This is a genomic window from Arthrobacter sp. Y3223065, assembly GCF_059090885.1.
Window position 1 is genome coordinate 563,402 of sequence record NZ_JBNHGC010000002.1, and the last position, 23,131, is coordinate 586,532.

Sequence of the window (23,131 nt, forward strand, 5' to 3'; positions counted from 1 at the left end):
CGGCCTCGTTGGAAGAGAGCCTGCGCAGCCAAGCTGCACCGGCTCTACTTCTGCGCCGGTCAAACTTGGTCGCGAATGTCGGTCCGCAGGCCGCGGACAGTCAACCTTTCGGCCGCAGTATGGAAATCGATTATCACACCGTGCTCTGGATCGAAGACAGCTTCCGCTGAATAGTCCTCGTCCTCGATGTACACCATCGACAGGCGGATGCCGTTCTCCGTCCGTTCCGCACCAATGATGCGCTGGTTGTCTTGGTGGCCGCCCCAGATCCTCATAGCCAATGGGTAGAACAGTTGGATTTCCTCCGGCATCCAAGCCGGTCGACTGTGGCCGAGCACCTCGACGGAATGGTCAGTCCTGATCACGCAGCCATCCACTGGATCGCACGTGATGGAGGCGTCGTCGCCTTCGACGCTCCAACGGCGATCACCCTCGACATGGACTTTGGAACTGACAGTCATGCCATCGTGCTCCGTCCTGTCCACCAGCGCTGACATGGGATAACGCAGGACAGCATTGCGCACCACCGACAGAAGCTCCAACAACGCCACGAAGTCCTCGCGGTCGCCCATGCCCACCTGATCTCCGCTGCCAACGCAGCAGGTCCAATCGATGTATCAAACTTAGTTCTTCGGCTCCGTTGAACCAGACAGTGCTCCGATGGCTACCTTCGACTGCCCGGTGTTTGACTGCACGATAGGGGTTACGTCTTTTTCTGGGAGCGTTGGCCTTAACGGGAGCCATCCGCTCGATGTTCTCTCTCAGAAGTATTCTCGCTCAAGCCGCTTGATAGCCATATAACCTCGGCGTCCGAGGCCTTGGAGGAATTAGTTGGCGCGCTGTCGTCGTCATAGTTGCAATCCTCACCAGATACGCAACTCCAGCCCCATGCCGAACATGCGCATACACTTCACCCATGCGAATCTTCGACGTTCATTTCGACTACAAAACCGATAATCCCGCGAGAACCAATCCCGACCCGGACAGGGACAGTCCTAGGCTCCGGGCGGACCATGAACTGCTGTGGACCAAGGAACTAAGCTCCGGCGTCCTATTCGAGCCGACCGTGCCGACCGTAGCGCGGGAGCGTCGAAAAAACTACCTCCTCTTCGAGGACACCTCCGGGGGAAGGTATGTGTACGGCAGCGACGCCATCACCGCCTCTTACACCACCTGGTTGCGTCCGAAGTCGCTGGTCGACGCCATCGCCTTGCTGGACGAGGATCAGAGGTCCCGTTACCTCAACCCGCCGTACACCATCGGCAGTGCGATGATTTGGCCCGTCAGAAAGACCAACCGGAACACCATGAACAGGGCTCGAGGGATGCGCCTAGGATCGCTGACCGCATGGACCTGACCCTTGAGTGCATCCGGCGTCATTACGCAGGAGAGCCAGGGAGCCCCCTCGCGGATGTCACCGACGCGTACGCGGACTTCTTCGAGCTCTTCAAGGGTGGGTTCAAGGAGTTCGTGGACTTCTTCCACCTCCAGGACCTTGTAACGCCCAACTACGAGGAGGTTGAGTTCTTCCTGGAATTCAAAGACTTCAAGCATTCCGGGACGCCGGCCACAAAAGAGGAATACGTGGAGTATCGGGAAAATACGCTGGTGTTCATCGAAAAGCGAAGGACCCGCATGGCCGAGTGGGTTATCAAGAACCACGCCGAGATTGAGGTCCGCCAGTAGCGCCCTAAAGGTTCCGCCGAGAGGGACAACCGATTCGCTGATGGCTCGTCATGCTTAAATGCCCATGTCGTGGATGCCGACGGTGGCAAACATGACCTTGCCGTCCGTGCCGCGCCAGAAGTGCAGCCGCCGGGCCGCGGCCGTGCCGACCTGCAGGGCCACCCGCCATGCCGTGCCGTACTCGGGGTGCTCGATGAAGCCGGTAACGGGGTGGCGCTTGAACTGCCCGATATTCATCCCCCAGGAGCAGAAGTACCAGTTCTACCTAAGGTTATTCTGCTACGGAACGCGGTCGAATTTAGGTTTGCGCTCTAACATCTGGTGACGGTTGTGTCGCAAGAGCTGTCAGGGGTGGGGCTCATCTCACCGTGCTGGCTTGAAGCACCCTATTGAGTACTTACTGAGTACTCAATAGGGTGCTTCTGAACTCTCGCTGTGATCGACGTACCGAGCTGGGCTTAACACAGAGCGCAGCTGCTACTAGCGCGGGTCCCAGCCTCGCAACCTGACGACGCTGGGAGGAGGAGTCCGAGTCCGTGAGCGCCAGGACTCGCTTGGCGTGCGAGCGCGTCCTCGCTGGCGAGACCGAGCACTCGCGAGCCCTTGCTAAGTCCGCCGCCGCGTTCGAGGCGGCCTGGCGCGGCACTCCTCATCTGACTCCGCGGCAGGCGTATGCGATCGCGATAGAGATGGTCGGTTGGGCCGACACGGACATCGCCGACTGGATCGAGCAGCCCGACAGGCCACTCCACCAGATCTGTCCCTTCCACCTCTTCGATCTGCGGGTGATGATGCTCGTGGGGGAGAGCCGCGCCTGGGCCGAAGCGGTTCGACAGCGCTGCTACAAGCTGATTCGACCGGCCGGGGGCACTTATCGACGAGGTGCTGATGGGGGCGGCGCTGAGCGGCGCTCAGGCGTCCTTGGAAGAGATGCCCGAGCTCTTCGACCGGATCGAGCCTCGTGAAAGCGTCGATGACGAGGAGAACGAGGACTGTCCCATCGGAGACAACGACTGGGACATCGTCAGCGACGGCTTCGATGATCGGTGCCGATGGGACGAGTGGGAGGTGTCGCTGCGCAACGGGCATCCGCTCCTGCACGCTGTCCTCGCGGAGCGGCACCCTTTTACCTGGTTCGATCATGTCGAGGCGTCCGGCCCGGGGTATCTCCAGGGGTTGGGGGGACAGATCGTCAGGGACTGAGCCGCTTGCGCCGGCACTAATGCAGGCGGGCGGGACTATAGCCGGCCGAAGGAGGTACCCCTCCCTCCTCCTCAGGTTTAGGCTCGGGGCATGGCGACATGGAAGCCGGACCCCCTGTGGTGGCCCTTTGCGATCTGTCTACATACTGGCCGAGCTTAACGGCCGGCCTTCTCCTTGGCAGCAGCCATAGCCTTCGCCTTAGCGTCCTTCAACGTCTTCGCCTTTACAGTCGAGGTCAGCTTAGCTTTGGCTTTCGCGTCGGCTGTCGCTTTGACTTTTGAGGTGAGGAGTTTCTTGGCCTTGGCCAAGGCCTGTTTGTCAGCGTGGGTCTTGGCAGATTTCACCGCAGCAGTCCCGGCCGCGGCCTTGGCGGCCTTGGCGGCTGCGGTGTTGGCGGCCTTCTGCGATACGGTGCTGGTCGCGCTACGCGTTGCAGAAGCGGTCCGCTTAAGGCTCTTGACTGAGTACGTGCCCGTCTTGTTTACCTTGTGAGTTACGGTGGTCGTCGAGGACGCCTTCGCGGTATAGGTCTTTCCGTTAGCCTTGTAAGTCTCAGTTGCCGTGGCGGTGTGCCTTGCTTTGCCGGTGTAGCTGGCTGACTTCCGTGCAGTATATGTGGTGGCCTTAGTGACCTTCTGCGTGGATTTCGCTTTGTAGGTCTGCCCCACGTCCAGATCCTTGCCCTTCCAGTCGAACTGGAAGATCCGGGTCTCCCGGTAGCGGGGCATCGGGGTGCACCAGTAAAGAGTCTCGCACCAGGAGCCGGCAGGGTAGTCGAGCTCGAAGGCGACTTCGTACTTGCCGTGCGGAAGGACGATATCCCCTAGGAAAAGCTCCGAAGTGGCGCCGTTAAAGAAGGCTTCGTATTCGGTGGAAACGCCGTAGACCTTGACGGGCTTTCTGGTGGATAGGTTCGTGAAGGTCGCTGTGGTTGAGCCAGGCCTTTCACCGATATGCTTGTCGCGAATATGCCAGTGGTAGGCAATGATCCTTGTTTCCTTGCAGTACCCTGACGCGCCGTAGCAGGTGCCCTCGGCGGGTGTGTAGACACTGAGTACCGCCTGCTTGTCGAGGTCGAAGTTTGCGGCGGTGGCAGGTGAGACGCCGACGCCGGCCAGAAAAAGGGCAGACAGTATGGCTGTAGCAAGGAGCTTTCGAATCATTTGACCCCCCCTGGGACGAAGCGCTAAGCGCATTGACTAGCAGAAATCTACACTAGAAAACGTCTCGCGCAGGCAATGGTGGGGGAAACGCTTTTTAGATGCTTGCGGACCGAATTTGCGGTATCTGAGTGTCCAACCCGAAAAAACTTATTCACCCGCCTGCTTACCTTTTCGAGGTAGCGCCCCGAATCCCCCTTACTCGAAACTCGCAACGCTGCAATCGAGCCCCGACCGAGTCTAATGACGATGAATTAGTTGCAAGCGTTCAGTTGATGGCGCCTCCCATCCTTGCGCCGTCTGAAGGGCGTCTCTTTGCGGTCCAGCTCACGATTGTCGAAAACCCTGACGAACATCGCAACTGCCGTGAATCTCGACGCTGCAAAGAGAACCAGGATTCAGGCCGATACGTAAGTTCTCAATCTGGTGTCGCAGTGTGGAAACCTGGGAAGACGCAGAGGTTCTGACCTACGACCGTTCCGATGGGAGTGGCGCCAGAACAAATGTTTCTCCGTGCCTGAACTAGGTGGAATTCCGGTTTAACGTCTGAGGGTCAAGGCGAAAAGTGGCAGCGGTCGCGGAGGAGTTTGCAAGGTCCGAGGCTTGCGTTCGCGGGGCCCTGGTTTTCACGGGGAGTGAGGATTTCCGGGGTGTTTTGAGCTGGTCCGGATATCGCGGGGAACAACTCAGAAGTTGTCCAGAACGCCCTGTGCTCCGGCTCCTCATTGACTGTCGGTAGGTCGGGAGTTCTTGCATCTGTTGGACATTTCGTCAGGTCGATTTCGCCGGCACACTGCGGACTACAGGACTGCGCACCACCCACATCGGATTCCGGTGCGCTTAGGACATCAAGAAGGAGGGCAACGACCCCCGTTGAGGTGCGCCTAGGAGTACGGTTCCCACGGCAATGACGTCCCCCCGCTCATAGACCCCCATCAAGTCCACGCGGGTGACCACGCAACGGAGCATGCCCATCGTCTCGCATCGCGTTCTCGGTCGGACTGTTGCATGGGCGACAGCAGCGACCACGGGGGTGGATGACGACGGACCTGGCGGGCGGTGTCAGGAACCGGTGGAGTCCAACGTGCTACCACTTCTGCTTGGGGTGTCTCCCGACGCACGGCGGTGGTGAAATGGTGGGCGTGCCAGAATGGCTTCGACCTCGCACGATGCCCAGCGACCTCCCGACCCCGGGCACCGGCCACGAGCTGCCGCCGGTGCGCGGGGACGCCGCCGGGGGCGTGACAGCGATCGGTGTGCTCGTCCTGCCCGGGCGGGCCGTGGTTAGGGGGTGGTGCCGGTCAGCGGTGCCGGTCGTTGCCGGGCCCGGTGGTTCGGGTCTTATCGTGTGGCGCCTTCGGTCACCGGAGCACTCCGAGGCTGCCCCGCGGCCGGGGTGTGCGCATCGGGTACCTGCCGAGGTGGATGGCCCTGCGTCGGGACCTCGGCGGAGGGGAACCATCCCCTGTGCTGGATGAAAAACAGAGTGGTCGCCACGATGATCGCCGGCGCGGTTCCGGCGATCAGGTCCGTCATGGTGTCGAAGTTGGTGATCTGCGCGGTGGTGCCGAGCACGGCATCGGAGGCGAACTCCGCGATCTCCCACAGCAAGGCGACGAAACCGCTGAACGCGACGCTCATCACCGCCGCGAACCAGGGTGGCATCGAGAACCCGTAGCGGCGGCCGGTGATGCCTAGGGCAAAAACAGCCCCGAGCGCGACGACGAATCCGGAGTAGAAGTGCACGACCGTGTCCCACAGCGTCCATATGGCGTAGAAACCCAGTTGGCTTCCTAGGTACGGGCCACCGAGCAGCAGCACGGCGTACAGCCCCTGTAGCCGTGGGGGGATTTCAACGCGCGCCCACCGCTCCACCAGCAGAACCGGGAACGAGGCCAGTAGCAGTGCGACGGGGATGACGGCTGCCGTGAACTCGCCGCGGATGAGCGCGCTGAGTGCGGAGAGTGCGAAAAGGGCTTCGGCCACGATCAGTGGGGTGTGCCGCCTGAGCGCGCCGCTGGACGTCACCGTTTCTCCTATTTCGATGCCTTCACTCATTCAGTCTTCCTTCGCAAAATTTCAAGGGAGGGGGTTCGGGCGCGAAAAAGCACGCAGATGCCCTCCGGCGACGACGAGCGCAGTTCGGGAGCACGAGACACACGGTGGCAATACGGCCGCGACGTGGCACCGAAGACGGGGCAACGGCCAGCCCCGTAGTGCCCAGCCGCCAGCACATCGGGTGGCAGGTCCCCAAGGCCTTCTGCGTGACCGAAGGATCAGGTCGCCGCGAGGCGGTCCAAGCCGACACTCTGGGGGAACGATTGGTAGGTCTCTGACTCTCTGTTTACTGCGCTGGGCTGCTGACGGCCTCGACCCTACCCAATTTAGTTTTGTTAGGCGAATCGAACCATCACTGCAGGTGACGGTGCCGCGAAGCAGAAAAGCCCTCACAACGGATGAAAGTCAGATCGTGAGGGGAGTAGGGTGAAAAATACGGCATCGCCATGGTTGGCTGAGGGCGTTTCGACTACTTCGTTCCGGTAGAAGCTCCACGACGCGCCTTAACGAGTGCAAGGCAACGACGGAGGTCCAATTGGATCGTCGCAGACTCGACTCTAGAGGTTATGACGACCAGGCGCGTCGACAACTTACGGCTGCCTCATGCCAATACTGACGACCCAGGACCTTGCTGCCGAATTGGCCAACTTGCTTAACGAGGTTGTCCAAGGTTGGTCCATTGAACGCACCGAAAACGCGCCACCTAGCGCAGAGCGCGTGGGCTTCGCCGATGTGATCGATGGTCGTTACGAGGCATGGGTTGCTTCGGCCGATCATCGAGAGAGAGTCACCATTGGCCTCCCGACCGGTCGGCTAACTTCGCCGAATGAAATCCGCCTGATCAAAAGAGTTTTGTCGGTTTTCCGATCGGACCTGCAGGTTGTAGGCGATGTATCGGTGGCACAGGATCTATGGAGTGCGTTGGCAGCTACTCAGTTCTTGCGGGCGGCGGCTCGCTTGTCGCCGTTCTCGACCACGCCACTTCTCCGATGGATCAGGATCTTCGAGGCGGCTGCGCGCCAAACATACGAAGGTTCTCGGTTCACCGGGAACGTCGTGCTGGTCAAGCATTTGCCCACGTTCACGAAACGCGCCAGTACTCGATTCCATCCGTTGCATCAACCGCTTTCGTTCGAGCAAGCGCTTCTCAGAGAGAAATGGCTGAAGCCATTCTTGCAAAATGGCAAATTTGCACTTGTCGCCGGTGGTCAAAGAGGTGCTGCCCAAGGCTTCGCTGACACTTCCGGGGAGTGGGAAGATTCCGAGGTTCTGGCCCCGGCTGAGGGTCTGAAAGGTTTGTACGGATTTCTTCGGACGGGCACGTCGATCCTCTCTGCGTCGCCGTCCGGCGACATTCACTTCGCACTGTCGACAGGAGTGACTTTCATCAACTCTCAGGGCAGTTGGCTGTATCAGGACTGGGGTGTGCTGAGGCGCTTACTGGAAGCCCGCCTAGGCGCTGATGTTGCCGAACACGCGCTACGGCTTGTGGCGGGATGCAGGTACGAACGTCGCGGATCGCTCTACGTGTTCTTGGACGCCGACGCAGATCCGTCCGAGATCGTTCCTGACCATGCAAACCCGGACCGAGTTGCGCGCACCCTCCGGGCGTCCGTGTCGGGCGGCATCCTGGGCGATCCGACATCCATCAGAGTTCTGCAAGCGGCCTCCGGTATTGATGGTGCCGTTCTTTTAGATGATCACGGCAGGATCATCGACGTCGCAAGCATGATTACTGAACCCAGCCCTGCAGCGCTTGCTGCGGCGGGACGTCAGGATCTCGAGCGGTTTCCTGGTGCAAGGAGCACCGCGGCGTGGAACGCGAGCATTTGTGGTCTGGCAATCAAAGTTTCTGACGATGGCCCGGTCGATGTCTACGAGCATGGCCTACATGTCTTTCACTCAGGCTGACTGAAGAGGGCGATTACCGACACACTGTGATCTCCCCAAGGCGGTCGGCGCCGTAGCGCACCGTCGGTCGGTACCCACCATTTCATGCACCCTGGGGACGGCAGTCTGCAATCCTCGTCCAGCCGAGCCTTGGCTTTGCCCTTGGCCGGTGCAAAGGCCAGCGCGCCCTGGTGTGCAACGGCGTCAGGTCGCGGACCGGCCCGTCGGCTGCCGCATGGCTGCTGGTCCCCGTCCTGGCCAGGGTGGGGGCCCCGTCTCATGTGGGTGTAAACCCGTTCTGGTGCAGCCTTAACAAGGCCACCCCCCTCCTCAGGGGTCGCCTCCTTGTGCGGATCTCCCTATGGCGTCCGCCCCCCATCTTCAGGGCCTCTCCAAGCAGTCCCGGCCCCCGGGGGCTCTATACCGGAGGCAGCATTGGCTCCAGGCATTTACTACCTAATTTACATGCAGGTCGAGACGTACATTCTGACGCCGCAGATTTCGAGGCGAACCCGTCGAGGTTGCGGGAGCCTTGGTGGTGCTGGCCGCAGCGGGCGGCGGCACGCTGGGCGGGATCCAGAATCGGGGCTGAACATACACAATGGTCCCGCACCAGGTGACTACTACGGAGCGGCGCGGTCCGGCAGGATAAAGAGTATGGATTCCTCCCAGGACCGTGTGCGCCGGACGCCGCAAGCAAACCGCGACCAGCAGAGCGAAGCCGAGGGCGGCGGCCAAGCCCTGGAGCAGGGCGGACCAGGAGAATTCGCCAGAATATTCGTCGGGACCGTCAAATGGGTGGCCGGGGGAATCGTCCTCATCCTTGGAGCAGCAGTTCTTTGGAATATTGCCGGCTACTTGTGGACCGTGGTTTTTCCCATCCTGCTGGCCCTGCTGCTGAGCAGTATCCTGTGGCCCGTCAACCGCCTGCTGCGCAAAGCGCTGCCTAACGCACTGGCGGCGCTGGTGATCATCGTGGCCCTGTTCGCGGTAATCTACGGCATCATACGGTGGATGGTTCCGTCCCTGCTGTCGGAGACCTCCGGGCTGGTGGAGCAGGCCCGGCAAACGCTGACCCAGATCAGTGCCTTCTTCACGGGTCCTCCGTTCAATCTGCAGAACGTGGATTTGAACGAGTTGATCGACACCGGACTGCAACAGGTGCGGGAGAACATCTCGGCCATCCTTTCCGGCATCACCTCCGGGATCTATAGCGGTGTGGGAGCGATCACATCGTGGATCATCATCTTTTTGCTGGTCGTCGTCTTCGTCTTCTTCAGCCTCAAGGACGGAGACAAATTCCTGCCGTGGGTCGCGCACTGGAGCAACGCCCGTGCTTATAGGCATATAAAGGCGGTCTCTGTGAAGGCATGGCAGACGTTATCGGGGTATATTCTGGCTCAGGCTGCCGTTGCCTTCGTAGATGCGGTGTTCATTGGGCTGGGGCTCTGGATCCTGGACGTTCCGTTGGCACTGCCGCTATCGGTGCTGATTTTCTTTTCGGCCTTCATCCCGATCCTCGGAGCCATCGCTAGCGGCGCGTTGGCTGCCTTTGTGGCTCTCCTCTCCGGCGGCTGGACGACGGCGCTCATCGTGCTCGGCATTGTGCTGCTGGTTCAGCAATTGGAGAGCAATATTCTCCAGCCGATGCTGGTGGGGCGCGCGCTCCATATCCATCCCGCCGTCGTGCTGTCGTCGGTGACCGTGGCTGGCACGTTGTTCGGTATCACGGGCGCGCTCTTGGCTGCGCCGGTCACGGCGGTCGGCATCGTCGTGCTGCGGTACGTGCGCGACATCTCATTCACGCCGGCGAGTCCCTCCGCCGATGACGCGGCACATTCCGATGATGGTGCGCCGACGGCCACGGATGAGTCCCGGGACCATGCGACGAACGACGACGGCGCGGGCGGTAGCAGAGCCGTCCGCGACACCGGCGCCGGCCGAGCCTAGGGTCGGCGCTACCCTAGGGATGCTCCAGGAGTACATCCAGCAGAAGGACTTTGTGGCTCTAGTCAGGAGCGATGCGGACTCAACCGTCCAGCGTCGTCAAGAGGTGCTAGAAGCTACAGGGGACACAGAAGGGGCGTAGCTCACAACCAATGGAAATCCCAAGGGTTATTTGGCTACGGAACGTGGTTGAGTTCAGGTTTGCGCTCTAACCTCTGGCCTCTGACGAGTCGTTCGGACGCTCGACGATACACAGACACGCACGCCAGAACGACTAGGGGTAGTCTGTGCGGCTGATTTGGAAGCTGTTTGGGACAACTGCGGCTGCGCATACATCCCTGGTGCGACGACCAGCTCTTGAGCACGCTGCTTCTACTTTGGAGGTATTCCTCGGGTGAGGGTGAAGCGTCGTCCATCAGCGCCCACAGTTCGCGGTCCTGCGCCTCGTATCCTGGTCGTCCGACGCTCTCGAAGGGGTGTTCCAAGGCTTCTTAGGCGCTCCGGACGGCACGATCGACGGGACCCGTCGCCATCGGAGCCGCCGAAGAGGACCGCACCTTCACCTTCCCCGGATCTAGGTCGTACCCCAGCCAGACAGTGCTTGTAGGGATTTAAAGTCATCCGCTCGGCGAGAACTCTCTGGGTGTCAGGAGTTCTCGCCGGGCGGATGGTGTTTGTGGTGCGGGAGTTCGGCCTGTCAGTCCATGCGGACTTTGCCGGGGTCAACGTTCCGGGCGGCGAAGATCAGCAGTCCGGAGGCCAAGATGGGGAGAACACCCCACCAAAGGCTGGCGTTGATCCAGCCGCCGCCGGCGGCGAGGGTAGCGGTGATCAACAAGCCGCCGACGATCGCCCCGATCTGGCCCGAGGCGTTGATGATGGAACTTCCCGTAGCCCGTGTGTGGACGGGGAAGCTCTCGCCGGTGAAGAACAGCAAGGCGGAGAAGGGGCCGATGAGGAAGAACAGCCCGGCGCTGTAAAGCGCGACGATGACCGGGAAGTTCCCGTTCGGGGCCTGGAGCATGATGAAGAACGAGACGGCGCACAGGATCCAGCCGATCCCGATCGCGTTGCGGCGCCCAATCCGGTCGCCCAGCCAGCCGTGGAACAGGTAACCGGCGAAGGCTGTGGCATTGGAGATGACAAGGATCAACAGTGCGTTGTCGAACTCGAGATTCTTGCCGTCCGGGGCCGAAAGCAGTGACGTGCCGAGGATCGAGAAGGCGAGGACGCCCAGCCAGTTCAGGAGGAAGGCGCCGCCGATGGTCAGGGTGGACCGCAGCGATTCCCCGCGGAAGACCGAGACGAGCGGACTTGCCTTCTCAGAGACATCGATTCCGTATTTCCGACCGAGCTGCTGCGCTTCTTCCAGTCGACCTTCCTTGATCATCTGCTCGATCTGGTGACGGTGGGCGAACTGGGGACTTTCCTTGAGCCAGCGTCCGGCGATGATAATGAAGACGGCGGGAAAGGCGGCCACGATGAAGCAGAGCACCCACCCGCCAATGGGGAACAGCAGGTAGACAGATCCGGCAGCCAGTACGGCGCCGACAGGCCAGCCCGACTGGACGAGCGAGTAGATGAGACCGCGTCGGCGCGCCTTGGCCGGATCGCTGTGGTGGGCGAACATCTCGTTGAGGTAGGCCGCGTTGATGGCTTGTTCTGCGTAGCCGAGGCCGGCCAGTGAACGCACCAGGACCAGGAAGACGAGTCCGAGGCCGGCGGCGATGCCAACGACCAACCCGACCATGGCGGTCAGCAGTGAGGCGACGGCGGCACCGGCGACGGCGATCAGGATGCCCTTGCGGCGGCCGATCCGATCGACGATAGGTCCGATCGCGAAGGCCACGAGCGCAGTGCCGGCAGTTACCCAGGTGTTGATCTCCGTGGACTGGGCCGCGCTCCATCCAAGGTCTGACGCCAGCTGTGGCAGGAGGTTGCCGAACAGGACGAAGTCATAGACGGCGAAGGTCCAGGCGAAGAAGCAGATCCAGGTGGCCAGCCGGACGTCCTTGGGCCTGACATCGGATTCGACGAATTGCGAGGTTGGAGCAGTGGACATGACGGTTCCTTTTTCGCAGGAATAGGTGGGCGATGTGATGAGTACGGAACGAAGGGTGCGGCCTGGAGGCCAGCGTCACAAACTGGCCTCCAGGCCGTCCTCTTACTGCTGCAACTCCTCGATCAGCTTGTGGAGCTGAGCTCGGCGACTAATACCTCGCGACGGTCGGCGGTGGCCTCCAGATCGACCGTGAGCTGGCCGCCGACCTCCTTGAGGACCACGCCGTAGTCCCGGGTGGCCGCCTCGGCGGTCGTGAAGCCGTCCAGCACGTCCTCGAGGACCTTCAGCGGGTCCCGCTGGTGCGGGTCGCCGAAGCCGCCACCGCTGGGCACGGTGATCTGGAGGGAGTCGCCAGCCAGCAGTTGGCGACCGGTGACCTTGGACGGCCAATACTCCTCGCCCGCCCGGCCGGGGTTCTTCACGAGTGAGGCGTTCAGGCCGTCGTGGCCGCCGTAGGCGCCCCACGGCAGATCGGACTCGTGGCGTTCACCCTCGCACGTGACCGCGGTGTCGGTCAGGAAGGTGTTCTCCCGGACGATGCCGATGCCGCCGCGGAACTCGCCGGCCGCCGCGGGCTCGGAGCGCAGTTCGTAGCGGTCGGTGCGCATCGGGAACCGCCACTCGAGCTCCTCGATCGGGTTGTTGCGGGTGTTGGCGATGAGGTTGTCCACAGAGTCCGGCCCGTCGCTGGTGGCGCGGGCGCCGTAGGAGCCCTCGTTGACCTCGAGGTAGACCCAGTACTCACCCTGCTTCTCGTCCCATCCGGAGTAGGAGATGAAGTGGATGTGGGCCGAGTTGCCGGCTGTGACGCGTTCGGGGATCACAGGAGCGAGGGCCCGCAGGGCGAGGTCGACGGCGCGCTGCACCTGGGAGAACCGCGAGAAGGTCGCGGCCGGGTACTTCGGGTTAAAGATGGTGCCTTCCGGGGCAATTACCTTCAGCGGTTTGAGCATCCCCTCGTTCTGGGGCACGAAGACCGGGAAGGCGACCTCGTCCAGAAACATCATGCGGGTGATGAACGTGAACGCCGAGACCGTCGTGCCTTCGAAAGCGCAGTTGTACGCGGTGGGCACCTGTTCCGAGGACCCGGTGAGGTCGTAGGTGATCTCGTCGCCCTCGACGATCACCTTCACGACGATCGGCAGCTTCTTGCCGTAGTTGCGGCCGTCGTCGTCCAGGTAGCCGACCTCCGTCTCGTAGACGCCGTCAGGAATCTTGGCGATCTCTTGACGCAGCATCCGCTCCGAGTAGTCGATCCAGCTCTGGCCGGCCTCCCGGACCGCGCCGAAGCCGTAGCGCTCGATGAGGGCGAGGTAACGGGACTTGGCCAGTTCGCAGGCGGCTATCATCGCCTGGAAGTCGCCCTCGTTGGAGGTGGGCGTCCGGGTGTTGTTAAGGATGTGCCGGATCAGCGACTCCTGCCGGACGCCCTTTTCGTAGACCTTCACCGCCCGGAAGATGGTGCCTTCGGACTGAACGTCCTGGATGTCTACCATCAGCCCGGAGAACGCACCGCCGTTGTCGATCAGCTGCCCCGACGCGCCGGCGAAGCCGACCAGTTCCCCGTCATGGAAGATCGGTTCGATGATCGCCACGTCCGGGGAGTGAGTGGCGCCCAGGTACGGATCGTTGTGCAGGATGACGTCGCCCTCATGGATGTCGTCGCCGAGGACCGAGATCACGCCCTTGACGATCTTGGGCATGGAGCCCATGAACATCGGCGTGGAGTCGGACTCGGCCAGCACGTTGCCGTCCTTGTCGAACAGGCCTGCGCCGAGGTCCTCGGATTCGCGGATGATCGAGGAGTAGGCCATGCGGAACAGCACCGACGCCATTTCCTTTGCGGCGGAGTTCAGGGCGCCGCCGATCACGCGCATCAGGATCGGGGTGGCCAGTTTCTCGGCGGTCTGGGTGGCGGCCGGGCAGTCGATAACCAGGTTCCCGGCCGAGTCCACTGCTCCGGAGAACCCGGGAGGAATGACCGTTGTGGAGTCATACTGTTCGATGATGGCTGGGCCGGTGAAGGTGGTGCCCACGCCCATCCTGTCGCGGTCGTAGAAGCCGGTGTCCAGGGTGACCGGCTTGCCATCCTGTTCGAAGGTCACTGGGCGGGTCTCGATCAGGGCTTCGGCGAGGGAACCGGTCTTTGTTGCCTCGGGCGTGGGCAGGTCATCCATCACGGCGCTGGCCTCCACGCGGATGTTGATGACCTCGACGGTGCCGTTCTTGAAGCGGTGGCCGTACTCCTCGAAGTGGGCGTCGTGGAAGGCGGCCTCGGCCTGGTCCAGCCAGGCTTGGTTGATCGGCCCCGCGGGGGCATTGAAGCGGATCTCGTATCCCTGGCCCTCGTAGCGTGCGTCGGCGAGCCAGCCGAGCTTGCGGCGGTCGGTCGGCACGTCCTCGGCGTCCAGTTGGGCGTTGGCCTCGCGCTCCAGTTGTTCGTAGGAGGCCTGGATGGCGGCAGGATCGGCGTTGCTGAACGTGAACCGTCTGGTAGCGACGAACTCGTATTTCTCATCGGTGGCCAGCAGGCCGGTAGCGGCGATGATGCCGGGGTGGGCGGGGACCAGCACCTTCGGGACCTCCAGCTCCGCGGCGATCTCGCAGGCGAACAAAGCGCCGGCACCGCCAGCGGCAACGAGGGTGAAGTCGCGCGGGTCGTAGCCACGGCGTACGGAGTTTTGCTCGATTGCCTGGGTCATGCCGAACTTCTGGATCTGCAGGGCGCCGAGGGCGGCTTGGTCCACGGACATATTGAGCTTTTCTGCGAGACCTTCCATGGCCTTCCGGGCGCCATCGAGATCCAGATCCATGCCTGAGCCGGCCAGGACGCGGTCAGGCCGCATCCGGCCCAGCAGCATCTGGGCGTCGGTCGACGTCGGCTCTGTCCCGCCCCGGCCGTAGCAGACGGGGCCCGGGTCGGCGCCGGCCGACTGCGGCCCGACGCGGAAAACCCCGCCAGCGTCGACGTAGGCGATCGAGCCGCCGCCGGCGCCGATGGTGTCGATGTCCACCATCGGGACCATCGCCTGGTGGTCGCCGATCTTGGTGTCCAGCAGGTGACGCATTCGCAGCTCACCCTGGTAAGCCACACCGATGTCCGCCGAGGTTCCGCCTATGTCCAGGGTGACGACGTTTTCAAAGCCGGACTGACGTCCGGCCCACATGCCACCGATCAGACCCCCGACCGGTCCGGACATCATCAGCGTAACGGGACGCTTGGCAGCCTCCTTGATCGGGACCATACCACCGGAGGACTGCATCAGCAGGATCTCCCGCTGGTAGCCCAGGCCTTCGGCCTGCTCCTGCAGACGATACAGATAACGCGAGACTCGGGGCCCAACATAGGCATTCAGCGCGGTGGTGGAGAACCGCTCATACTCCCGGTACAGCGGCACGATGTCGCTGGACAGGGACAGGTAGGCTTCGGGAAACTCATCGGCGACGATTTCCCCAATCCGCTGTTCATGGGCGGGGTTCAGGTAGGAGTGCAACAGGCAGACGGCGATGGCCTCGACGCCTGCCGCCTTCAGCTCGCCCACTCGCTGACGGACTTCGTCCTCGTCCAGGGGTACCAAGACGTCACCGTTCGGAGCGGTGATGCGTTCCTTGACGGTGAGCCGATGCCGGCGTTTGATCAGGGGCTTGGTCTGCCACGGCAGATCCTGCTGAAGCGAGAAGTTGTACGGCTTCTTGTGACGGGCAATATGCAGGATATCCCGGAAGCCCTCGGTGGTAATCATCCCGACTTCCGCACCGGTGTGCGTGAGCGCGGTGTTCGTGGCCACCGTCGTCCCGTGCACCAGCTGGTCGATCTCTGAGAGAGAGACGCCGGCCTTCGCACAGAGTTTCCTGATGCCGTTGACTACGCCCTCGGATGGGTCATGCGGAGTGGATGAAACCTTTTCCACAACGGCGATGCGCTGGTCGTCGTCTGAGAAATACAAGTCGGTGAAAGTGCCGCCGACGTCTACTCCGATGCGCTTCATAATGGGTCCTTTCGAAAGTGAGGCTCAGGACTGCGTTGATGGGGACTGGGTTGATGGGGAATACTCGGGGCCTCTCGTCCGGTTCGCCCTGCCCCGGACGGGCCGTCCAGTGGGCCGGATCCTCGTCCGGCAGCATTGCTGTGACTCGGGTCACAGCGTGTTGCTTGCCTAGAAATATAGTTCCCTTCCGAGCAACAAGCAATGGTTTCTTGTGTTTTTCCTTCTGCGACGAGGCGGCGCCCAGGCCTGTTGCGGCATTTGCTGCTCGCTTCAGCAAAAACCCCGCCGGCCCGGCGCGGCGAATCCAGGCCCCGGCAGTCTCCGACGGAGGTGAGCGGACGGGCGGAAGTGGACAGTTGCCCCGGCCTGCTGCCGCCTCAGCCGCTCCACGACGGCTTCACCAGCCGCAACAGTCCCTCACGTCCAGTCATCAGCCCACCGCCCGTTCGGCTGTGGATGCATCATGGACCAAACTTTGAGCGCAGCTTGAACACCCTGAAGCAGTGGCGGTCCCTGGCCACCCGGTTCGACAAGCTCGCCTTGACCTTCCGGGCAGCGGCCGTCCTGCAGGCCGCCGTCATCTGGGCCGGGCAATAACAGCATAAGGAGACACCCCCTAGCGCGCGATTTCACGTCGTTACTACCAACACCCCTCCCTTGCCGGGCTGCCGGGGTGACGCACTCGCCGACGCTCGCCCCGACCGGGCAGTTGGTCCGAGGGGACACAGTTTCGGAGAATTTCTGGTGCTGCGCCGGTCCGTGCGCTACAGTAGTCAACACAGCAACCAAGTTGCTCGGTTAGCAACACATTACCCGTGAGAGTGGAGAGAGCCATGACAGTTACGTCCAACGACATCGAAGCCCGTCTTGCAGCAGTGCTGGAGGAGGCGTTCGAAGCCGGCACGGGCATCTACAACGAGCGCGGCTTCAAGCGCCGGATCGGCTACGGCAACCGCCCCGCCGTCATCCACATCGACCTCGCGAACGCCTGGACCCGTCCGGGCCACCCGTTCAGCTGCCCGGGCATGGAGGAGATCATCCCGAACGTCCAGCGGATCAACGAGGCTGCGCGCGCCAAGAAGGTCCCGATCTTCTACACCACGAACGTGTACCGCAACCGCGACGCCGCCTCCGGCACGAACGACATGGGCCTGTGGTACTCGAAGATCCCCACGGAGACCCTTCCGGCGGATTCCTACTGGGCGCAGATCGACGACCGCATCGCGCCCGCAGACGGAGAGGTCGTGATCGAGAAGAACCGCGCCTCGGCGTTCCCGGGGACGAACCTCGAGCTCTTCCTGACCTCCAACCGCATCGACACCCTGATCGTGACCGGTGCGACCGCGGCCGGGTGCGTGCGCCACACCGTCGAGGACGCCATCGCGAAGGGGTTCCGCCCGATCATCCCCAGGGAGACCATCGGCGACCGTGTCCCAGGGGTGGTGCAGTGGAACCTCTACGACATCGACAACAAGTTCGGTGACGTGGAGTCCACGGATGCGGTGGTGGATTACCTGAACGGCCTCCCGCAGTTCGAGGACACGGTCCCGAAGACCCTCTCGGATCCCCAGCCCGAGGTCGAGGCCCCCGCGGATCCGGCCTGAGCCCCACCGTACTGTCGGAGTCCCGCGGGCCGGCATTCCCATGCCGACCCGCCGACAGCCCGGCACCCCTCAGTGGGTGCCGGGCGTGGTGTCCTGGAACCTGTTCGACATGGACTCCAAGTTCGGTGACGTCGAGCCGCGGGAGAACGTCATTCGGTACCTGAACAACCTGCCCGACTTCGCCGACACCGTCCCCGCCCCGGCGATCCTGGTGGTCAAGGCCCCATGGCCTGATCGGATCCCCCACGCCAGGCGCACCGTACGAAGGCTGCAGCCGGCAACCGCACGCCCCGGCGACCAGGGAGGAAGAACGCATGCCGGACCCACAAACCACCGCTGACAAACCGCAGGGGGCGGCAGCATCGCTGCTCAACGGTCTTGCGGTCCTCGAGGCCTTCTCCGTCGCCCAACGTTCCCTCCTGGGCGTCACCGAGATTTCCGAGCTGGTCGGCCTGCATAAGAGCACCGTCTCCCGGATGCTCACCGGCCTGACCGAAGCCGGCTACGTTCAGCGCGACGACGACACGGGACGGTACCGCCTCGGGCTCGGGATGATCGGGCTGGCCGGACCGCTGCTGGCGGAGCTCGACGTCCGCCGCGCCGCACTGCCGAACCTCGAAGAACTGACCGAGGCCACCGGGGAGACGGCCGCGATCGCTGTCTGGAACGGCACCAATGTAGTCGTCGTGGAACAGACGGCCAGCCCGCACCAGGTTAAGCACAGCGCATCGATCGGTACGCGCTACAACAAGTTCGCCAGCTCCTCCGTCCGCGTCTTCCTCGCCGAACTGCCGCCGGAGGAAGTCGCCCGCCTGCTGTCGGGAGGGATCATCCTGCGGGACAGCTACCGGGGACTCGACGACCCGGCCCACGACCATCTGGCCGGCGTGCGCGATCACGGCTTCGCGGTCAACGACGGCGAGACCACTTTCGAAGAATATGGTGTCTCTGCCCCCGTGCGGGACTACCGGGGTGCCGTCGTCGGCTGCATCACCGTCAGCGCGCCACGGTCGAGGTTGCAGTTTCAGGCCAGCCAGCCGATCCTGCGCGATGCGGTGCTTCAGGCGGCCGAACGCGTGTCGGCCCGGCTGGGCAACCGGCCAGCGGAAAACAAATCCAGTGGGCTGACTGCCGTTGTGGCTCCTTTAGGGAAGCTGGCGGCGCCACTGCGTCCGGCAGCCAGTGTGGGGTAGGTGAAGTCCGCGAAGGACGCCCGGCGCACCCGGGAGGTCTGTGGGCTGCTACACGGCGTTGCTGACGTCCGCCGAAGCAGGGCGGGCGAACCAGCCCGGAAAGGGGAGATCCTTCCGCTTACCCGCCGGATTGGTCGCAGCGATGGACTGCCAGGATTGGGTCCTTCCCGTGTCTCAGCTCGCAGCCGACCAGCCCAGGCGGATGGATACTTCCGAGGCGGCATGTTGCACGGCTTGAACCAGGGTGTCCCTGGTGCCGTTCTTATGCACGCGGGAACGGGGAGCAGATGCCGTGATGCAACCAACCACCCGGCCCCGGTAATCCCGAACCGGAGCGGAGACCCCAAACTCCTCCTCGGTGGTCGAACCGTCGTTGACGGCGCATGCCTGACGGGCGACTTCCAGCAGGTGGGCCGTGTGATCCAACGGCAGGCCATCTCCCGCCATGCGTAGTATCCGGCCGGAATCGATCAGTTCGGTCGCGAGGCCCGGGGCCAGTTCCGCCAGGAAGACCCGCACCGAGGAGCTCTCAAACTTGTTGTATCGGGTTCCGATGGTGGCGGTGTGTTTGACCTGATGCGGGCTGGCAACCTGCTCCACGACGATGGCCTCATGACCATTCCAGACCGAGATCGCGCTGGTTTCCTGGGTGCTTTCGGTTAACTGCTCCAAATACGGAACCGCTGCACGGCGGACATCCAGGTCTGCCAGTAAAGGACCGGACAGCGCAATGAGGCTCAGTCCGAGCCGATACCGGCCCGTCTCCTCATCCCGCTGGACATACCCAGCCTCTGCCAGACCACCAAGAATACGTGACACCGTGCTCTTGTGGAGGCCCACGCGCTGAGCGACCTCGGTCACACCGAGAACCGGCTTTTGAACGGAAAAGGCTTCCAACACAGCAAGACCATTCAACAACGAAGCCGCAGCTCCCTGGACCTGCCCGTTGTCCTGCCTCGGCCTGCCTGCCATCTGCATCCTTTCGCGTGGCGTGACCTCCCGCCACTCCTGTTGGCCATCATATGCCGCAGCCTCAGCGCAGATACGGAAGATGCGGTGCCTGGCAATTGCCAAGTAAGTCACGTCACCAGAGCACCGCCCGAGCCAGCTCGGAGCGCGTCAGAGAGCTGGCTCACCGGGGTGCTAAGACGAAACGACCTCAGGGGCTTGGTGATGGGCTCGCCCCACGTTATGTCCAAACTCACGGGAGGCCACTGATAATTTTTTATTAGCCGAGTAGGAGTCCATGTAGCACCTGTTGTACAGCTGAGGGCTGGGCCCCCTGTGGTGTTGAAATACCATTTACGCAGGCGACGGACTGAGAAACCGAGCGCCTGCTGTAGCGTCATGACACAATGATACTTTTTTCCATCTTGGCGCCAATCCTTGGCCTTTAGCCATGAGTGCGGGTTTTTGTTGTATGGGGAACAGTTCCGGGTCGGTATTCCGGGCTATCTTTATCGGTGTCGTTACTGGGATTGCCAGCGCAAGCGCCCGTCCGAAGCCGGGGCGCAAACCATTGGAACCGAGAGCGCTTGGATGTCGCTGCGAGTCATTCCTCCGAGGTCAAAGGGCGCCTGGCAAACATCGAAGAAGCATCAACGGATGATTTCTACCGAGAGCTTGAGACCTACCTCCTATGACGCAGGATCTGAGCGGCGCATGTCCACGATGCGATGCAAACGCTGGTGAAGTTTGCAGAACGAAGACTGGACGCCCCTCTCGCACATGCACGCAGATCAGAGGTTATTCGGCTACGGAACGTGGGTGGAATTTAGATTTAATGTTTAGTTCCTGATCTCCCTGAGCCTCCCGGCACCATGGCTGCCAGAATCTCGTCGGGGTCCCTGCTTGCCCTGGCGGCGTCAGATTGTCAGCTGGGGAGCACCGATGCCCCGTGATGCCATGGCCGCAGGCCGGGAGGTCTTCGCGGGATCGAAGTTTCAAACCATCACGCCGGGCAACGAGCGCCTGCGCGCGGCGTCTACGGGAGTACTTGTCCGCATGTTGTTCGCGCAGTTCAGAGCTGACTTTCGCATTAGCTGCGAGAATTGCTCACCTGGTGCGGAAGCGCTCGAACATGCCGACCCGGATGAGTGGTTCAGCCTTCGTGGCTCGCTAGTGTGCCCCATGGATGTATTTGCTCTCTATCGAGAGGCGACGGTCCCATGGCCTAACGCATCGGTTGAGAGAATCTCGGCTATCGGCCTTCGCGGAGGCAGGGACGTAGGTTGAGAACCCTGTTTGGGGTTCCCAATCTCGACCATTTAGCCTCCCGTCCACATGGGAATCATGAGCGCAAGCAGCAAGAGCAGCAGCAATGCGCCGAGGCTAGACGGGATCCAGTACCACTTGGACATCTGTAGTCCGAACAGTGAGAACACCACGGCACCAGCTACGGCGACAACCACAATCGCGTTGTCGGTGACGAAAAAGAGGACCAACGAAGCCAAAATCACAACCGTCGCCGTGATTGGTCCAGCAGTAGGTCGCCCTGGGCTTACGACTGCCGCCATGGTCTCACCTTACGTTTGGCATTGTGCCTGACCGGGATTCCGGCGCTGCTGCATTAATCCACTTCAGGTGCCGTCCGGGGTTGCTTCGTAACCTTCCGGTTGGGGTCCTGTTCGACGCCCCTTAGCGCGTGCCCCGCTCTGTTGGTAGAGCGCCAGCACGACGGCCAGCATTGCTGCGGCGGCGATCTGCTGCCACTCTCCCTCGAACGCCTTGAGCTTATCCGAGCCGGAGGCGTTAAAGGACCCGTGAAGGAGGCCGACGATGAGGATGCTTCCGCCCGTGCCCAGATACACCATGCCCGCCAGGAGCCTGAAAATCGGAGCGAAGAGGAACAGGACCGCCCAGTTGAAAAGCACCTCCCGAACGGGCGTCCCGGTGAAGCCCTTATCCGCGAAGGCGAGGGGGAGATGGATCAGGGCAAAGGGTAAGGCTGTCAGCAGCGAGCCGGAGATCAGGCCCCACCGCTCCATCAGCCGGTGCTGTACCACGGCGGTCCAGGCCAGTTCCTCCCAGATATTCGCAAGAATAGCCCCGACGAGGATGGCATTGAGGAAATAGTTGCCCGTTTCAGCGGCCCATCCGGCTTCCGGTTGCTGAAAAGACCCGGTTGCCGCAGCGATCAGCAGTGTCAGCACGGGTATGGCGAGCAGGGCGGCGATATACCAGCCGACGCCTACCTGCCAACGGACAGCCTGCCGAAAGAGGCCCCGGACGGCCTCCCTGCCGCCTGAGGCTGCGGTAACCAGGACCGCAGTACCCAGCAGGATCAGCAGTTCTGCCAGGAGCCCGGGCAAAACATTGCCCAGCAAAACGATCGATATCACCTGCGCAGCCCAAGTCAGCCCGATCGCAATGACCACAAAGGCAGTTACCGGATGCCGGGCGATCAGGCTTCCCGCATGGCCTCCGCGGGGAGATGGCGCCGGTTCGGCTCTCGAAGGATCTTTACCCATGCTCACCCCCATCCATGATCAAGCGGCCAAACTCGACTCCCAGGGACTGCTAACGGGTGGCGGCTAAGGGTCGAGCGGGCGGTATGGCCACACTTTTCTCCGCTGCCGGACCTGTGTCAAGCGCTGAAATCCCGATCGGGCACGCTCACCGGAAGCATCCCCGGGGATGCTGGAAGGGTCCATGGTTGTCGCGGGACTGGCTGCACGCCTACCCACTGCTCACCGGTGTCGAGTTAGTCACCCATGGACGGTCTGATGGCCTCGCTCCATGAAATCTGGAGTCTCCGAGGAGTCCTTAACCGCCGGGGCGCTGTGGAGTTCCGGTCAATCTTCTGAGAAAGAGCCCAAACGATCGACGCAAACAGGCAGGTCACTCGGAGTCTGGGCGCCTGCGGTTGCGCTTGGTCTCGGAGCGCAACCGTTTTCCTTCGAGCCGGCGATGCCGCGAGCCAGCCGTGGGGCGGGTTGCCCGCCGGACGACAGGAGGGATCACTGCGTCTCGAAGGAGAGCTACGAGGCGTTGCCGCGCCGCAGCCCTGTTTAGCCGCTGAGTTCGGTGCTCCGAGGCGCTGATGGTGAGCACCGTGCCCGAGATCCTCTCGGAGAGCCTGGCGATAGCGCGTTCGCGCTGGACCTCGCTGAGCGCCGTTGTCGTGCCCAGATCGAGACTGAGTTGCACACGGGAGTCGGCAGTGTTGACGCTCTGGCCGCCGGGGCCGGAGGCTCGGGAGAACTGCTCGATCAGCTCTCCCGCCGGTACCCGGAGGCCGCGGGGCGCGCCGGGTCCCGGAGGCACATGCAGGTCGTCCACAGGATTATTGTGCCGCAACGCCGACGCGGCGGATGGCTGACAGAGGGCTTCTTTTTTG

General features: G+C 62.4%; 16 protein-coding genes and 1 pseudogene. 7 read left to right on the forward strand and 10 right to left on the reverse strand.

Going from position 1 to position 23,131, the window contains the following annotated elements:
* Positions 1-59: 59 nt before the first annotated feature.
* Positions 60-578 (reverse strand): hypothetical protein, encoded by a 519-nt coding sequence (locus AC5RUK_RS07645; protein ID WP_494151801.1) that lies wholly within the window; start codon positions 576-578, stop codon positions 60-62.
* 338 nt (positions 579-916) lie between these two features.
* Here AC5RUK_RS07645 and AC5RUK_RS07650 point away from each other — a divergent pair.
* Positions 917-1,686: pseudogene (locus AC5RUK_RS07650) on the forward strand (DUF6994 family protein).
* 54 nt (positions 1,687-1,740) lie between these two features.
* On the opposite strand, the gene AC5RUK_RS07655 reads toward AC5RUK_RS07650, so the two are convergent.
* Positions 1,741-1,923 carry a hypothetical protein gene (locus tag AC5RUK_RS07655; RefSeq protein ID WP_494151802.1) on the reverse strand — a complete coding sequence of 61 codons (183 nt, stop codon included), beginning with the start codon at positions 1,921-1,923 and terminating at the stop codon, positions 1,741-1,743.
* 651 nt (positions 1,924-2,574) lie between these two features.
* On the opposite strand from AC5RUK_RS07655, the gene AC5RUK_RS07660 reads away from it, so the two are divergent.
* Positions 2,575-2,889: a hypothetical protein gene (locus AC5RUK_RS07660; protein WP_494151803.1), complete on the forward strand. Its 315-nt coding sequence runs from the start codon at positions 2,575-2,577 to the stop codon at positions 2,887-2,889.
* A 155-nt stretch (positions 2,890-3,044) separates the two neighbouring features.
* Here AC5RUK_RS07660 and AC5RUK_RS07665 read toward each other — a convergent pair whose 3' ends face one another.
* Together AC5RUK_RS07665 and AC5RUK_RS07670 are read right to left on the reverse strand one after the other, a co-directional pair.
* A complete protein-coding gene (locus tag AC5RUK_RS07665; RefSeq protein ID WP_494151804.1) occupies positions 3,045-4,052 on the reverse strand; it encodes a hypothetical protein in 1,008 nt (335 codons plus the stop codon).
* A 1,338-nt stretch (positions 4,053-5,390) separates the two neighbouring features.
* On the reverse strand, positions 5,391-6,107 hold the full coding sequence (locus AC5RUK_RS07670; protein WP_494151805.1) for a DUF2238 domain-containing protein: 717 nt from the start codon (positions 6,105-6,107) through the stop codon (positions 5,391-5,393).
* 603 nt (positions 6,108-6,710) lie between these two features.
* Between AC5RUK_RS07670 and AC5RUK_RS07675 the strand changes: the two genes are divergently transcribed.
* Together AC5RUK_RS07675 and AC5RUK_RS07680 are read left to right on the forward strand one after the other, a co-directional pair.
* Complete coding sequence (locus AC5RUK_RS07675) at positions 6,711-8,018, forward strand: hypothetical protein (RefSeq protein ID WP_494151806.1); 1,308 nt, start codon at positions 6,711-6,713, stop codon at positions 8,016-8,018.
* Between the two features lie 657 nt (positions 8,019-8,675).
* Positions 8,676-9,947, forward strand: coding sequence for an AI-2E family transporter (locus AC5RUK_RS07680; RefSeq protein ID WP_494151807.1), 1,272 nt, complete (start codon positions 8,676-8,678; stop codon positions 9,945-9,947).
* 694 nt (positions 9,948-10,641) lie between these two features.
* Here the strand turns inward: AC5RUK_RS07680 and AC5RUK_RS07685 are convergent.
* Both AC5RUK_RS07685 and AC5RUK_RS07690 read right to left on the reverse strand, forming a co-directional pair.
* The gene (locus AC5RUK_RS07685) at positions 10,642-12,006 is read right to left on the reverse strand and encodes an MFS transporter (protein ID WP_494151808.1); all 1,365 of its coding nucleotides are present in this window, start codon (positions 12,004-12,006) and stop codon (positions 10,642-10,644) included.
* A gap of 122 nt (positions 12,007-12,128) precedes the next feature.
* Positions 12,129-15,995, reverse strand: coding sequence for a hydantoinase B/oxoprolinase family protein (locus tag AC5RUK_RS07690; RefSeq protein WP_494151809.1), 3,867 nt, complete (start codon positions 15,993-15,995; stop codon positions 12,129-12,131).
* Between the two features lie 833 nt (positions 15,996-16,828).
* Between AC5RUK_RS07690 and AC5RUK_RS07695 the strand changes: the two genes are divergently transcribed.
* From AC5RUK_RS07695 to AC5RUK_RS07705, 3 genes are read left to right on the forward strand one after another with little or no spacing between them, the layout of a single operon-like run.
* Positions 16,829-17,599 carry an N-carbamoylsarcosine amidohydrolase gene (locus AC5RUK_RS07695; RefSeq protein ID WP_494151810.1) on the forward strand — a complete coding sequence of 257 codons (771 nt, stop codon included), beginning with the start codon at positions 16,829-16,831 and terminating at the stop codon, positions 17,597-17,599.
* Positions 17,600-17,639: 40 nt separating this feature from the next.
* Positions 17,640-17,939 carry a hypothetical protein gene (locus AC5RUK_RS07700; RefSeq protein ID WP_494151811.1) on the forward strand — a complete coding sequence of 100 codons (300 nt, stop codon included), beginning with the start codon at positions 17,640-17,642 and terminating at the stop codon, positions 17,937-17,939.
* Positions 17,914-18,792, forward strand: coding sequence for an IclR family transcriptional regulator (locus AC5RUK_RS07705; protein ID WP_494151812.1), 879 nt, complete (start codon positions 17,914-17,916; stop codon positions 18,790-18,792). Before AC5RUK_RS07700 ends, AC5RUK_RS07705 begins: the two co-directional genes overlap by 26 nt.
* 174 nt (positions 18,793-18,966) lie before the next feature.
* Here the strand turns inward: AC5RUK_RS07705 and AC5RUK_RS07710 are convergent, their stop codons facing one another.
* The 4 genes from AC5RUK_RS07710 to arfB form a co-directional block, all read right to left on the reverse strand.
* Positions 18,967-19,764: an IclR family transcriptional regulator gene (locus AC5RUK_RS07710; RefSeq protein ID WP_494151813.1), complete on the reverse strand. Its 798-nt coding sequence runs from the start codon at positions 19,762-19,764 to the stop codon at positions 18,967-18,969.
* 1,295 nt (positions 19,765-21,059) lie between these two features.
* Positions 21,060-21,308 carry a hypothetical protein gene (locus tag AC5RUK_RS07715; RefSeq protein ID WP_494151814.1) on the reverse strand — a complete coding sequence of 83 codons (249 nt, stop codon included), beginning with the start codon at positions 21,306-21,308 and terminating at the stop codon, positions 21,060-21,062.
* A gap of 63 nt (positions 21,309-21,371) precedes the next feature.
* A complete protein-coding gene (locus AC5RUK_RS07720) occupies positions 21,372-22,262 on the reverse strand; it encodes a CPBP family intramembrane glutamic endopeptidase (RefSeq protein ID WP_494151923.1) in 891 nt (296 codons plus the stop codon).
* 370 nt (positions 22,263-22,632) lie between these two features.
* The gene (arfB, locus tag AC5RUK_RS07725; RefSeq protein WP_493989038.1) at positions 22,633-23,073 is read right to left on the reverse strand and encodes an alternative ribosome rescue aminoacyl-tRNA hydrolase ArfB; all 441 of its coding nucleotides are present in this window, start codon (positions 23,071-23,073) and stop codon (positions 22,633-22,635) included.
* Positions 23,074-23,131: the final 58 nt, after the last annotated feature.